Annotated in this window: 7 protein-coding genes, 1 tRNA gene and 2 pseudogenes; 8 read left to right on the forward strand and 2 right to left on the reverse strand. The window is 39.7% G+C overall.

Features of this window, described 5'->3' with window-relative positions:
- Positions 1 to 61: 61 nt before the first annotated feature.
- Together JCM10512_RS18910 and JCM10512_RS18915 are read right to left on the reverse strand one after the other, a co-directional pair.
- Positions 62 to 134: transfer RNA gene (locus JCM10512_RS18910), tRNA-Thr, on the reverse strand.
- 125 nt (positions 135 to 259) lie between these two features.
- Positions 260 to 1,467, reverse strand: a pseudogene (locus JCM10512_RS18915) (ROK family transcriptional regulator).
- 409 nt (positions 1,468 to 1,876) lie between these two features.
- Between JCM10512_RS18915 and JCM10512_RS18920 the strand changes: the two are divergent.
- The 8 genes and pseudogenes from JCM10512_RS18920 to JCM10512_RS18955 all read left to right on the forward strand — a co-directional run bounded on the left by JCM10512_RS18920 (position 1,877) and on the right by JCM10512_RS18955 (position 15,051).
- Positions 1,877 to 3,694, forward strand: coding sequence for an FAD-dependent oxidoreductase (locus JCM10512_RS18920; protein ID WP_244437323.1), 1,818 nt, complete (start codon positions 1,877 to 1,879; stop codon positions 3,692 to 3,694).
- Between the two features lie 44 nt (positions 3,695 to 3,738).
- The gene (locus tag JCM10512_RS18925) at positions 3,739 to 4,833 is read left to right on the forward strand and encodes a DUF4434 domain-containing protein (RefSeq protein WP_044165330.1); all 1,095 of its coding nucleotides are present in this window, start codon (positions 3,739 to 3,741) and stop codon (positions 4,831 to 4,833) included.
- A 5-nt stretch (positions 4,834 to 4,838) separates the two neighbouring features.
- A complete protein-coding gene (locus JCM10512_RS18930) occupies positions 4,839 to 6,242 on the forward strand; it encodes a sugar porter family MFS transporter (protein ID WP_044165332.1) in 1,404 nt (467 codons plus the stop codon).
- Positions 6,243 to 6,280: 38 nt separating this feature from the next.
- Positions 6,281 to 7,442 (forward strand): annotated as a pseudogene (locus tag JCM10512_RS18935) (n-acyl-d-glucosamine 2-epimerase).
- Between the two features lie 21 nt (positions 7,443 to 7,463).
- Complete coding sequence (locus JCM10512_RS18940; RefSeq protein WP_148298475.1) at positions 7,464 to 8,534, forward strand: DUF4434 domain-containing protein; 1,071 nt, start codon at positions 7,464 to 7,466, stop codon at positions 8,532 to 8,534.
- Positions 8,535 to 8,573: 39 nt separating this feature from the next.
- A complete protein-coding gene (locus JCM10512_RS18945; RefSeq protein WP_044165334.1) occupies positions 8,574 to 11,717 on the forward strand; it encodes a SusC/RagA family TonB-linked outer membrane protein in 3,144 nt (1,047 codons plus the stop codon).
- Positions 11,718 to 11,729: 12 nt separating this feature from the next.
- On the forward strand, positions 11,730 to 13,361 hold the full coding sequence (locus JCM10512_RS18950; RefSeq protein WP_044165336.1) for a RagB/SusD family nutrient uptake outer membrane protein: 1,632 nt from the start codon (positions 11,730 to 11,732) through the stop codon (positions 13,359 to 13,361).
- Between the two features lie 16 nt (positions 13,362 to 13,377).
- The gene (locus JCM10512_RS18955) at positions 13,378 to 15,051 is read left to right on the forward strand and encodes a DUF5018 family protein (protein ID WP_044165338.1); all 1,674 of its coding nucleotides are present in this window, start codon (positions 13,378 to 13,380) and stop codon (positions 15,049 to 15,051) included.
- The last annotated feature ends 26 nt before the right edge of the window (positions 15,052 to 15,077 follow it).

Genomic DNA, 15,077 nt, shown 5'->3' on the forward strand with positions numbered 1-15,077 from the left:
CCATCAATGAAGCGTTTTGTAATTAGTTGAAATCCAATTCATTAAAACCTCTGTTTTAAAGAGCCGCTATCCAGACTTGAACTGGAGACCTACGCGTTACGAATGCGTTGCTCTACCAACTGAGCTATAGCGGCGATTCCTTACCTGTTTCGGCGTGCAAAATTACAGCTTTATTTGAAAGTACAAAAATAATTCTGCTTTTTTTGAATAACTTTGCTAACTTTTTCTGACCAACTACTTGACTTGAACTTTGAATAATTTAACTCTCAAACATTCGGCTGCGCGCTAACATACATGCTCCCACAATTCCTGCTCTGTCTTTTAGTTTGGAGGTTATAATTGCAGAATCTTTATTTACTAAATTAAGCGAATATTTTCGGACGGCTGTTTTGATTGGTTGAGTTATGTAGTCGCCTGTTAACGATAAGGTACCACCAATAATAACTAATTCAGGGTTAAATATATTAATAAGCCCGGCTATTTGTTTGCCTAATTTCTGACCGATTTCTTCTACTATTTCGATGCAAAGCAGATCTTCTTTGTTGACTGAATCTATAATTTCGTCTAGTGTAATTGGATTATCTTCATCAGTTATTCGTGTCGATAATATAGAACTTTCTCCATTTTTAATACGCTCTAGGAGAGTACGATGGAGCGCAGAACCGGATGCTTCTGTTTCCAAGCAGCCTTTCTTGCCACAGTGGCAGATTATTTCATTGTCGTAGGCATTGACATGTCCAAACTCACCAGAGAAACCGGATTTACCTGTATATACCTTGCCATCAATAATTATTCCGATTCCAACTCCCCAACTGATGTTCACAAAGATAATGTCTTTCTCTCCTTTGACGTGCCCTTGCATATATTCTCCGTAGGTCATGGCGCGTGTGTCGTTATCAACAGTTACTTTGTACCCAGCTTTTCTGCTAATACATCTGCTAAAGGGCGTTCTTCAAAATTAAATTGGCTGAAGCTGTAGCCCGATTCCGGATTAACACGCCCTGAGACATTGACATTGATATTTAGTATTTTCTCCTTATTAATTGTGAGTTTTTTAATGAAGTTACTAATGAGTCTGCACAACTCATTCATCCCCTCTGTAGAGTTTTCAAATTTATAGGTATATTCATTTTGAGTTCGACCATCTCCCCTTTGAAATTAATCAGCCCGATATTCACGGCAAATCGTTTGATATCCACTCCGATAAAGTAACCGGAACCGGGGTTTAATCCATAAAGATTCGGATGTCTCCCACCACTGGTTTCTAATTTACCGTAGTCATTGATATAACCATCTTCACACATCTCGCCAATGAACTTGGTTACTGTTGGTACGCTCAAATCTAGCTCTTTTGATAGATCGGGAATGGTAGAGTTACCATTATATATATAGTGCTTGATAATTCTTTTCTTTACCAGAGCACTTTTTTGACCCCATCTCTATTTCTTTTAGGAATTGCTGGTTCATATGTTTTCTTTATGGTTGTTCTATGGACAAAGATAATTAATAATTTTATTAATTAGGCTTCTTTATTGCAAAAAGATTATTATTAGTCCTCTTCGAATCTCGCCTTTTATCTATTATTTAATCTATAATCCACTTAACTATGCTAATTGTATTGGTAATATATGACTTTTATAGTGAGGATCTGTGGTTTATTTTAATAAATTCCAGCTATTTATATCGTTTTGTATGTTTAAAAGCACTAGTGATAATAAAATAGTTTATTAAATATTGCTTATTTAATAAATATATCTATATTTGCGATGTGGTATTATTTAATATTAATTATCGGTTCCTATATTTAATGATGAAAAAACGAATACTATTTTGTTCCGCTTGGCTTTTAGCATTATTATTTGGCTCCTGTACAGTAATGGCAGAGGATTATACTACCGATATATTAATACTAGGGGGAGGAGCAAGTGGAGTGACTTCTGGAATACAGGCTGCTCGCATGGGAGTGAAAACTTTAATTGTTGAAGAAACTAGCTGGTTGGGCGGTATGCTTACCTCAGCAGGAGTAAGTGCTATTGATGGTAATTATAAGTTGCCGGCAGGACTTTGGGGGGAATTCAGAGATCGTTTAGCCAACCATTATGGAACTCTTGATTCTTTAAAGACCGGATGGGTAAGCAATGTGTTGTTTGAACCTTCAGTAGGAAATAAGATTTTTCATGAAATGGTATCGGCTGAGGAGAAATTGACGATTTGGAAACAAGCTTGCCTAAAAGAAGTCAAAAGAGTAGGCCACGAATGGATTGCCAAAGTCAATATTGAAGGAAAAGGAATAAAAACAGTTCGCGCTAAGATCATGATTGATGCGATCGAATTGGGGGATGTGGCTAAGATGTGCGGAGTGAAATATGACATTGGCATGGAGAGACGTGCGGATACAAAAGAAGATATAGCTCCGGAAAAATCAAATAATATTGTACAGGATATTACTTATGTAGCAATTCTGAAAGACTATGGAAGAGATGTGACAATGCCCAAACCTGATGGCTATAATCCTAAAGAGTTTGCTTGTGCCTGTGCCAGTCCGGTATGTATAACTCCTAAAGAACCCGACCGCGTCTGGTCCAAAGAGATGATGATTGCCTATGGGAAATTGCCTAATCATAAATATATGATTAATTGGCCGATAGAAGGCAATGACTATTATGTTAATTTGATTGAGATGGCTCCGGAAGAACGCGCAAAAGCATTGGCGTACGCAAAGCACTATACAATGTGTTTTGTTTATTTCCTGCAACATGAATTAGGATATAATACCTTGGGACTGGCGGATGATGAATATCCGACTGAAGATAAACTACCCTTTATTCCCTATCATAGAGAGTCTAGAAGAATTCATGGGTTGGTGCGTTTTAATTTAAATCATATACTCAGCCCATATACCCAAGATGAAAAATTATATCGTACTTGTATTGCTGTAGGTGATTATCCGGTAGATCATCATCATACCCGTTACCATGGCTATGAAGAACTCCCCAATCTTTATTTTCATCCAATTCCTTCGTATGGACTACCACTAGGTACACTTATTCCTCAAGATGTAGAGGGTTTGATTGTAGCAGAAAAATCAATATCTGTTTCTAACATCGTAAATGGGACTACTCGTTTGCAGCCTGTAGTATTACAGATCGGACAAGCAGCAGGAGCATTGGCTGCTTTAGCAATATTGAATAAAGAAAAGGTTAGTGATGTGTCGGTGCGTGAAGTGCAGGATGCCATCTTACATGCTAAGGGTTATCTCTTACCTTACTTAGATGTGCCTGTTTCTGATCCGAAGTTCGCTTCTTATCAACGTATTGGTTCTACAGGAATTTTGAAGGGGGTAGGGAAGAATGTTGATTGGTCAAATGAAACTTGGTTGCGAGCTGATACAGTCCTGTTGATTTCTGAATTGGATGGGTTAACTGAAATTTACCCGAAAGCGTCAGAGTTGTTAGCTGCCACTTCAAAACAAACATTGACGATCGGAGAGGCCCTACAACTTATTAATGAAATAGCATCGAACGAAGGCTATGAGAAAACATATGCATTGGAAGAATTAGGAAGAAAGTTCGAATTACGAAATCTGGATCTGAAACGGAATATTCAAAGAGGCGAAATGGCTGTTTTGATCGATTATATTCTTGATCCGTTTCATAAAAAGTATATCGATATAGCTGGAAGTTATATTCAATAGGTATCTACATATCAAAGTGAACAATAAATAATAATAAAAAAACAATGGAAACGAATAATCGTAGAGCATTCTTGAAGAAAGCTGCCTTAGCAGGAGCTTCTGCTTTGGTTGCCCCCTCGCTGTTGGCTACTGATGCGAGGTCGGAAAGCCGACCGGCAACTAGAAATGAAGAACTGCAAAGTAAGCTGATTGTACCCAAAAACAAAGGCTTAAAAATATCAGGAACTTTCCTGGACGAAATATCTCATGATATTCCTCATCAGAACTGGGGAGAAAGAGAGTGGGATTTAGATTTTCAGCACATGAAACGAATCGGAATTGATACTGTGATTATGATTCGATCCGGTTATCGTAAGTTTATGACTTACCCATCGCCCTATCTCTTGAAAAAAGGCTGCTATATGCCTTCGGTCGACTTGGTAGATATGTACTTACGCTTGGCTGAAAAGTATCAAATGAAGTTTTATTTTGGGCTCTATGATTCAGGACGATATTGGGATACAGGGGATTTAAGTTGGGAGATTGAGGATAATAAATACGTGATTGATGAAGTGTGGAAGATGTATGGTGAAAAATACAAAAGTTTCGGAGGCTGGTATATCAGTGGTGAGATAAGCCGGGCAACTAAAGGTGCAATTGATGCTTTTCATACAATGGGGAAGCAATGCAAGGATGTATCGAATGGACTTCCAACCTTCATTTCTCCTTGGATAGATGGCAAGAAAGCTATTATGGGTACAGGAAAGCTAACGAAAGAGGATGCTGTCTCAGTTCAGCAACACGAAAAAGAGTGGAACGAAATATTTGACGGCATTCATGATGTAGTCGATGCTTGTGCTTTCCAAGATGGACATATTGATTATGATGAGTTAGATGCCTTTTTTACTGTAAATAAAAAGCTAGCCGATAAATATGGCATGCAATGTTGGACAAATGCAGAATCCTTTGATCGAGATATGCCAATTCGTTTTCTGCCAATCAAGTTTGATAAGTTGCGAATGAAACTGGAAGCCGCCAAACGCGCTGGATATGATAAAGCCATTACATTCGAGTTTTCACATTTTATGAGTCCTCAATCGGCTTACTTACAGGCAGGACACTTATATGATCGCTATAGAGAGTATTTTGAAATAAAATAAATGATATGAAATCAACAATTAATTTTGGTTATCTTATATTTCTCTCTGTAGTCGCTGCATTGGGAGGCTTTCTATTTGGATATGATACAGCAGTAATTTCCGGGACGATTGCCCAGGTTACTCACCTTTTCCAATTAGATACTTTGCAGCAAGGATGGTACGTGGGCTGTGCTTTGGTCGGTTCCATAGTAGGTGTTCTTTTTGCGGGAATATTAAGCGATAAACTTGGTCGTCGACTAACAATGCTTATTGCAGCGGTACTTTTTTCAACATCAGCTTTGGGATGTGCCGTTTGTCTTGACTTTACTCAGTTAGTGGTATGTCGCATCATTGGTGGCATCGGCATCGGAGTGGTTTCTATAGTTTCCCCTCTTTATATATCCGAAATAGCAGTGACACAATATAGAGGTCGTTTGGTATCTCTTTATCAATTGGCTGTTACTGTCGGATTTCTGGGAGCTTATTTAGTAAATTATCAGCTGTTGGCTTGGTCGGAAAGCGGTGGTCAGTTAGGTGTTTTCTGGTTGAATAAAATATTTATCTCCGAGGTGTGGCGTGCTATGCTTGGAATGGCTGTACTACCCGCAATATTCTTTTTCATCATTATATTCTTTATTCCTGAGAGTCCTCGCTGGTTGATTGTGAAGGGACAGGAACAGAAAGCCGGTGATATCTTACAAAAGATATATAATTCAGTTGTAGAGGCCACTAATCAATTGAATGAGACAAAATCGGTGCTCACTTCCGTAGATAAATCAAATTGGTCTATGTTGTTACAGCCCGGTATTCTAAAGGCGGTAATCATTGGTGTGTGCATTGCTATTCTAGGACAGTTTATGGGAGTGAACGCTGTACTCTATTATGGACCTTCCATTTTTGAGAAAGCAGGGCTTTCCGGAGGAGATTCTCTTTTCTATCAAGTACTCGTTGGATTAGTTAATACATTGACTACCGTTTTGGCACTTATAATTATAGATAGAGTAGGGCGGAAGAAACTCGTTTATTATGGAGTATCGGGGATGATTGTTGCATTGGTTCTCATTGGCTCCTATTTCCTATTTGGAGAATCACGTGGAATTTCCAGCCTCTTTTTGCTTGTCTTTTTCTTGTTCTACATCTTTTGCTGTGCTATATCTATATGCGCAGTTGTATTTGTACTCCTTTCCGAGATGTATCCGACTAAAATTCGCGGACTAGCGATGTCTATTGCCGGATTTGCTCTTTGGATTGGAACTTATTTAATTGGACAACTAACCCCCTGGATGCTTCAAAATCTCACCCCCGCCGGAACATTCTTGTTGTTTGCCGCTATGTGTATACCATATATACTTATTGTATGGAAGCTGATACCGGAAACAGCCGGAAAGTCTCTGGAAGAGATTGAAAGATACTGGACCCGTTCGGAATAGTATAGAAATGACCTTAAAAAAACAAATAACAATAGAATATGGATTTTAATAAATTAGCAAATCAATACAAGAGCGAGCTGCTGGACAGTGTGCTCCCGTTCTGGCTTGAACATTCCCAAGACCATGAGTATGGCGGTTATTTTACTTGCCTGAATCGTGAAGGTAAAGTGTTTGATACTGATAAGTTTATTTGGCTGCAAGGACGCGAAGTATGGATGTTCTCAATGCTGTACAATAAGGTTGAAAAGCGCCGTGAATGGCTCGACTGTGCAGTTCAAGGAGGCGAGTTCCTGAAGAGATATGGACATGATGGCAACTACAACTGGTACTTTTCACTTGATCGGGAAGGCAATCCTTTGGTAGACCCTATAATGTTTTTTCGTATACATTTGCTACGATGGCTTTCGGGCAGTTGAGTTTAGCGACAGGCAATCCCGAATACGCTGAAATAGCTAAGAAGACTTTCGAAATAGTTCTTTCTAAAGTCGATAATCCCAAAGGGAAGTGGAATAAAATTCATCCGGGTACCCGCAATCTAAAGAATTTCGCTTTGCCCATGATTCTATGTAATCTGGCATTAGAAATAGAGCACCTATTGGATGAGGACTATTTACAACAGACCATAGATACCTGCATTCACGAAGTATGGATGTTTTCTACCGCCCGGAGTTAGGAGGCATTATCATAGAGAATGTTGATGTAGATGGCAATCTGGTTGATTGCTTCGAAGGGCGTCAAGTAACTCCGGGACACGCTATTGAAGCGATGTGGTTTATCATGGATTTGGGTAAACGCTTGAATCGTCCGGAGCTGATTGAGAAAGCAAAAGATGTTACCTTAACAATGATCGAATATGGTTGGGATAAGGAGTACGGAGGTATTTATTACTTTATGGATCGTAGCGGATGCCCTCCTCAGCAATTAGAATGGGATCAAAAACTATGGTGGGTACATGTCGAAACTTTAATATCTCTTTTGAAAGGTTACCAATTGACCGGTGATAAAAAATGCTTGGAGTGGTTTGAAAAAGTTCATGATTACACATGGAGTCATTTCAAAGATACAGAATACCCGGAATGGTATGGTTACTTGAATCGTAGAGGTGAAGTGTTGCTCCCCCTCAAAGGAGGAAAATGGAAGGGATGTTTTCATGTTCCCAGAGGGTTGTATCAATGCTGGCAAATATTAGAAAATCTATAAAATACTAAGAAAATGAAAGACATCAACGGAAGACGTAATTTTTTGAAAACGACATTTGCTACATGTTCTTTATTGGCTGGAAGTAAACTGCTCACTGCATGCTCGCCTATAAAGAAAAATATGGTAGATAAAGAAGAGTTTGGTTCATTTATAACACCGGAGGCCCTGAAAGGTATGCCGATTAAGGCTACTTTTCTCGATGAAGTCACTTGGGATATACCCCATCAGAATTGGGGTGTTAGAGAATGGAACCAAGACTTTAAAGCAATGAAGAAAATGGGGATTAATACAGTGGTCATGATTCGTGCAGGACTTGGAAAATGGATTGCGTCCCCCTTTCAAACTCTATTGAAGAAAGAAGACGTTTATTACCCTCCGGTAGACTTGGTCGAAATGTTTTTAACGTTGGCCGATAAGTATAACATGGCATTCTATTTTGGTATGTATGACTCCGGTAAGTATTGGCAAGAGGGATTATTTCAGAAAGAAATCGACTTGAATATGGCGTTGATTGATGAAGTCTGGACTAAATATGGGCATCATAAATCATTTCAAGGATGGTATCTCTCTCAGGAAATCAGTCGTCGTACGAAGAATATGTCCAAAATATATGCTGAAGTAGGTAAACACGCCAAAAGTATATCCGGTAATTTAACGACAATGGTTTCTCCTTATATACATGGGGTTAAAACCGATCAGGTGCTAGCCGGTGATAAAGCATTGTCTGTGAAAGAACACGAAGAAGAATGGGATGAAATCTTAGACAATGTGAATGGAGCGGTCGATATCATGGCATTTCAAGATGGCCAGGTCGATTACCATGAATTGTATGACTACTTGGTGATCAACAAGAAGTTGGCCGATAAGTATAATATGAAATGTTGGACTAACATTGAATCTTTCGACCGTGATATGCCGATACGCTTTCTGCCTATTAAGTGGGAGAAACTATTGTTGAAACTAGAAGCCGCCAGAAAAGCTGGTATGGAAAATGCGATTACGTTCGAATTTTCTCACTTCATGAGCCCTAACTCTGCATATCTACAAGCCGGTCATCTATATGATCGATATTGCGAGCACTTTAATATATAACCTATCTAAATAATTGTACCTATCAAATCTTGTAATGTAATGGAAAAAAACAGATGGAATCAGAGGTTTATAACCTCATTGTTCATTACGTTTTTATGTGTGATGAGTAGTTTCGCACAAAACGTAATAAAAGGCTCAGTAAGTGATAGTAGCGGTGAACCGATACCGGGAGTGTCCATTTTAGTAAAGGGCACAACTAGTGGGACTATTACGAACATGGACGGACAGTTCACGATCAATGCAAAGGAAAAAGACGTGCTGGTATTTACGTATATCGGTATGGCGAATCAGGAAATCAAAGTAAGTAATCAACGTTTATTGTCTGTGACAATGAAAGATGATGTTGCTTCACTTGATGAAGTTATTGTGGTTGGATACGGTACACAAAAGCGTGGTAGTATTACCGCAGCTGTTTCTACGGTGTCTGACAAAGAATTAATGAAGGCTCCAACAATGAGTATCAGTAATATTGTTGGGTCTCGTATTGCCGGAGTTGCCGCAGTGCAATCCAGTGGACAACCGGGATCGGATAATGCTGCATTAACCATGCGTGGGCAAGGTGGAATTGTATATGTAATTGATGGAATCCGACGTACTTCTGCCGATTTCAATGGGTTAGACCCTAATGAGATCGAATCAGTCTCTGTGTTGAAAGACGCATCCGCAGTTGCCGTTTATGGTTTGGATGCTAACGGAGCTTTTATTGTTACCACGAAACAAGGTAAATCCGAAAAAATGTCCATCACCTACACAGGAACTGTTGGTGTTAGCGAAAATGCCCAGCAGCAAGAGTGGTTGGATGGCCCCGGATATGCATATTGGTATAATAAGGCGCGAGAGCTGCAAGGTGACTCTCCTATATTTACATCAGAAATGGTTCAGAAGATGAAAGACGGAGTTGATGGATGGGGAAATACGAATTGGTATGATAAAATCTATGGTACAGGCTTTCGTACACATCACAATGTATCAGCGTCCGGAGGTAGCGAAAGAGTACGCTTCTTTGCATCCATTGGTTATTTGAAAGAAGAAGGTAACATTGATAAATACAATTATAACCGCTTAAATCTTCGCTCCAATATCGATGCAAAACTAACCAAGAGCCTAACCTTTACGTTAGGAGTGTCGGGGCGTATCGAAAAAAGAGATGCACCACGATATTCCGCTAATCCGGATGATTGGCATAACGTGCCGCAGCAAATTGTGCGCGCGCTACCTTATGTACCGACTACTTACGAATACCAAGGCAACACATATAGTGTATCTACGCCTACTGCTTCTTCACCGGTATCACCCTTGGCTTCTATCAATGAATCCGGTTACAGCAAGAATAATACATCCTATATTCAGACTAATTTTAGTTTGAAGTACGATGCTCCCTGGCTCAAAGGATTAAGTTTTAAATTCCAAGGCGCATATGATTTGACTTACTATTTCAGTAAGGTCTTGACTAATCCATATAAAACACTGATAATGAGTTTGCCCAACGCTGAGTCAACCGACTTGAAATATACTTTGGGCAATGATGCTACAGGCAATACAGTTAGCTTAAGCGAGGCAGCTTCTCGTGGATATACATTTACTACACAATCGAGCATCACTTATGATAATAAGTTTGGTAAGCATACAGTTGGCGCATTATTGTTGGCGGAAACACGAGAAAATAAGAGTAATGCGTTAAGTGCCACAGGATATGGATTGGACTTCATTGAACTGGATGAATTGAGTAATATTATAGATAAAACCGGACTTGGAGATACTAAGTTTCCTTCTATTGGTGGATATAGCGGACATACGCGAGTTGCCGGTTTTGTTGGACGTGCCAATTATAACTATGATGACAAATACTATTTGGAAGCATCCATGAGATATGACGGTAGTTACCTGTTTGGTGGTATGAATAAGCGTTGGGTAGCTTTACCGGGAGTCTCTGCCGGTTGGAGAATAAATAATGAAAGTTGGTTTAATGCCGATTGGGTTAATAACTTAAAACTAAGAGCCGGTATCGGTAAAACAGCAACGAGTGGTGTAAGTGCATTCCAATGGAGAAACACAATGGGTATTAACAAAAATGCGGTAATTATCGGTGGAAGTAGCCAAACAATGATGTATGCCGATATATTAGGTAATCCTAATTTGTCGTGGGCGCAGTGTTTAAACTACAATTTAGGAGTTGACGCTACTTTGTGGAATGGCTTGCTAGGTGTGGAGTTTGATGTGTTCTATAAGTATGAGTATGATATATTGTCAAGGATTACCGGATCGTATGCCCCATCAAGAGGTGGATACTATTTTAGTTCAGGCAATGTGAACAAAAGTGATTATAAAGGCTTTGACGTGACATTAACTCACAATAATCATATTAACAATTTCAACTATGGTGTTAAGGTTATATGGTCTTACGCTTATGGACGTTGGCTGAAAGTGGTTACTGATTCTGAAAATGCTCCTGAATATCAGCGTTTGACGGGTAAGCAAATCGGGACTAAGTATGGTTTTATAGCCAATGGATTGTATCAAAGTGACGAGGATATTGCAAATTATACGACTGTAAAAGGGTATAAAGCACTTCCCGGATATATTAAATACGTCGATCGGAATGGTGATGGTATCGTAACTGCTGCTCAGGATCAAGGTTATGTAGGTAAGAGTTCTACCCCCACCCATACAGGTTCGATGAACCTGTTCGGTAGCTGGAAAGGATTTGATTTTGATTTACTGTTCTCTTGGGGCTTGAATAACTCAGTCGCTTTGACCGGGCAGTACACTTCAAGCGGTTCTGAGGGAGTACAAGATAATACTTCATTCACCAAACCCTTCTACCACGGTGGTAATTCTCCCGCTTTCTTAGTTGAGAATTCCTGGACACCCGATCATACTAATGCAGAGTTTCCACGTCTGGAGATTTCCGGTCCCAGTAATAATAACGGTTTTTCTTCAACGTTCTGGTATCGGAGTGGTAACTATATGCGTTTAAAGACAGCACAGCTTGGTTACAACTTTCCTAAAAAGTGGTTGGCACCTTCCGGTATAGAAGGTTTGAGACTTTACGTGGAAGGCTATAATCTATTTACTTTAAGCGGGCTTACTAAGTATAATATCGATCCGGAGTCTCCGGCGGTTAATAACGGTTATTACCCACAACAAAGAACCTATACGTTCGGTATGAAACTAACATTCTAAAAACGGAATCATATGAAAAAAATAATTCTAAATATAACATTACTACTAGCGTTAGGCTTTGCTATAAGCTCTTGTAATGATTGGCTCGATGGGGTTGAACAAACATCGACAGTGAGTGATGAAATTGTCTGGCAAGATGAATCGTATGTTGATAAATACGTCAATGCGTTTTATACGTTTTTAAATAAGTATGGTCAATTTGGAGAAGCGCAATTCTCAGGCTCTTTAACAGAAGGGTTGACAGATACTTTTAAATACGGTTCTGTTGCTTTAGGGCATCGGGCCGGACATCCGAACAACTATGTCACTAATCCGGATGTGATTAGTCCGGATGGCTGCTTATACAGTATTTGGACAGAAGACTTGGCATATGGCAATATCCGGCAGATGAATCAGTTCTTGGTTCTGCAAAAGAAATACTCAAAATTCTCCGTAGAGAAAAATGAATTATGGGAAGCACAAGTTCGTTTCTTCCGTGCTTACATTTATTTCCAACTAGCCAAGCGTCATGGGGGAGTTATCTTGTATGACAATATTCCCGAATCGAATGACAAGGCTCGTAGTACGGCAGCAGAGACTTGGCAGTTTATAGCCGATGATTTGGATTACGCAGCTGCAAAGCTTCCGAAAGGCTGGGATGTTACAAATAAAGGTCGTGTGACAAAAGGAGCTGCTTACGCGTTAAAATCACGCGCTATGCTGTATGCCGAACGTTGGCTGGATGCTTATAATGCTGCTGATGAAGTAGAGAAACTCGAGTTATATGATTTAGTCGATGATTATGCGGATGCCTGGAAGGGTAGTAATGTAGAATCTATTTTAGAGTTTGATTATAATCAAGCTACCGGCCCAAGTCATTCTTTCGATCAATGGTATGTACCTGCAAGTGATGGGTATAATTATGGTGCAACAGGAACTCCCACACAAGAGATGGTAGAGTGTTACGAAGACAAAAACGGGAATAAAGTAGACTGGACCACATGGCATAGTACAACGACCGATACTCCTCCTTACAGTGAGTTAGAACCTCGTTTTGCAGCAACAGTTATTTATCGAGGATCTACGTGGAAAGGAAAAGTCATGGACTGTAGCGTCGGTGGACTAAATGGAGAATTTATGTCTTATCGCGAGCAAGCATACTCTTTCGGAAAGACGACTACCGGTTATTTCCTGCGCAAGCTGCTTGATGAAAAGCTGCTTGATGTGGAGAATATCCTGAGTTCGCAAGCATGGGTTGAGATTCGTTTTGCAGAAGTGTTGCTGAATAAAGCGGAAGCCGCCTATAGACTAAATCGGATCGGCGAAGCGCAATCATTAATGAATCGTGTACGTGGACGTAAGGGAGTGAATCTTCCCGGCAAATCTTCTTCCGGCGATACATGGTTTAAAGACTATCGCAATGAGCGCAAAGTAGAGTTAGCTTATGAAGGACATTTATTCTGGGATATGCGTCGTTGGAAGCTTGCTCATATAGAGTACAATAACTATCGTTGTCACGGCATCAAAATAACGAATAATACGTATGAGTACGTAGACTGTGATGGGTTGGACCGCAAGTTCCCACAGAAGCTGTATGTTTTGCCTATTCCAACTCTCGAGTTGAATACCAATGCGTTGATAGAACAATATGATGAGTGGAAATAACTAAAATCTTGTAACAATGAAAACTAAAATATTATCAATTATTTCAATCATTACGTTTCTAGCAGGTATGAGTGCGTGTCATAGTCCGGAGGATTTCAACCCGACTATTGAAAAGAATGGAATTAATAATCTGACAGCCTCTTTTCCGGATGATGATCGTGATGAAAATAGCTTCAAAAGCGAAATAGACTATGTTAATCGTGTCATTAAGGTGGTTTTCCCATATAATTATCCGAGGTTATCTGATAATGTATTGCAGACATCTGCTTTGAAGAAGATGCGTGTTATTGCTGATCTGGACAACAATGTCTATGTTTCTCCTTCTTTGTTATATTTAGATATGACGAAAGAAAATTATATTACTGTAAGAGATCAGACCGGTGCAAAGAATGAATATAAAATAGTGCCGGAGATACGTAAGAGTAACGAATGTGCCATTACTAAATACCTGATTCCAAGCCTTAGTCTACTGGGAGTTATCAATGAGAATGCCAAGGTTATATCTTTAATCAGCGTGGAGAGTATAGGTGAAGAGTTGGCGGATGTCACGATATCTCATGGAGCCACCATTTCACCGGATCCTACTAAAGTGGCATTAAATTATGATCAGGAACAGAAGGTTACTATAACTGCACAAGACGGTACTAGCAAGGCTGTATATACGATAAAGAAAGAAATACCGGAAAAAATTGCATCCGGCTTACGCGCCAATAGTGCGAAATTGTTGTGGGTTAAGAAACTTACAGATGTTGGTATCACAAGCAATGATCTAACCACGGGAATCGCTGCAATCAACAATTACGTGGTCATTAATGACCGGGCAAACAGCAATGCTGTTTATTTGGATGGGCGTACAGGTGCTAATATGGGTAATATCAATATAAGCAGTATTGCCGGAAGTTTGACTAACTTCTACGCTACAGCCGATGATGAAGATAATATCCTGTTTTGTAACCTAATTCCCAATGCCGGTGCTACCTTTACCGTATGGAGAGTTAAGGGAATTAATGACACACCGAAAAAGTACATAGAGTTTAATGTAACCTCTGCCATAGGCCGTAAACTCTCTATACAGGGAAGTCTGGATGGAAATGCGATAATTACAGCTCCTTATTACAATACAGCGGGGCAGTTCGCTCGTTGGCAAGTGGTAAATGGAGTGTTGAAGTCGCAGACCCCGGAATTAGTCGTAACTCAAGGCTTAGGAGGCTGGGGGACTAATGCCGATGTGATCTATTCAAACGGTGCAGATCCCACAAGTGATTACTTTGCAGCGTTTTACTCTACACCAAGAAATGTTTGCTGGTTTGATGGAAAGACACATACTATTAAAGCGAATGGTCCTGAAATCAGTGGAAACTGGATTCAGAATGCGATAGACTATACGGTCTTTAATAAGGTACCTTATGCTCTTTCAAACTCGGTAAATAGCTTTACTTGGGGAACGGACGATAGTATTTATTTGTTTGATCTCTCCGGTAATTCATTAACTAATCAACCTGTTAAGTTCGGAAGTGATGGGCTGGGAGTTAACGGAAACTACGGTGCCAAAGCATTGGGCAAACAAAATGCGAATGGTACAGGTGATGTAGCTCTGAAAGTTTCATCAGACGGTTACTATCTATATATCTATTTTATGTTTACCAATGGGTACATCGGTTGTGTACAATGTGACTGTATTGATATGTAAGAATGTGCTTGTCTCAGAATAAAGCC

Origin of the sequence: Bacteroides reticulotermitis JCM 10512, assembly GCF_000517545.1 — a bacterium.
Classification (GTDB): Bacteria; Bacteroidota; Bacteroidia; order Bacteroidales; family Bacteroidaceae; genus Bacteroides; species Bacteroides reticulotermitis.

What these genes read in the sequence shown, in the direction of transcription:
- JCM10512_RS18920 (WP_244437323.1), top strand. Translation starts at nt 1,877, where the DNA reads ATGGCAGAGGATTATACTACCGATATATTAATACTAGGGGGAGGAGCA.
- JCM10512_RS18925 (WP_044165330.1), top strand. Translation starts at nt 3,739, where the DNA reads ATGGAAACGAATAATCGTAGAGCATTCTTGAAGAAAGCTGCCTTAGCA.
- JCM10512_RS18930 (WP_044165332.1), top strand. Translation starts at nt 4,839, where the DNA reads ATGAAATCAACAATTAATTTTGGTTATCTTATATTTCTCTCTGTAGTC.
- JCM10512_RS18945 (WP_044165334.1), top strand. Translation starts at nt 8,574, where the DNA reads ATGGAAAAAAACAGATGGAATCAGAGGTTTATAACCTCATTGTTCATT.
- JCM10512_RS18950 (WP_044165336.1), top strand. Translation starts at nt 11,730, where the DNA reads ATGAAAAAAATAATTCTAAATATAACATTACTACTAGCGTTAGGCTTT.
- JCM10512_RS18955 (WP_044165338.1), top strand. Translation starts at nt 13,378, where the DNA reads ATGAAAACTAAAATATTATCAATTATTTCAATCATTACGTTTCTAGCA.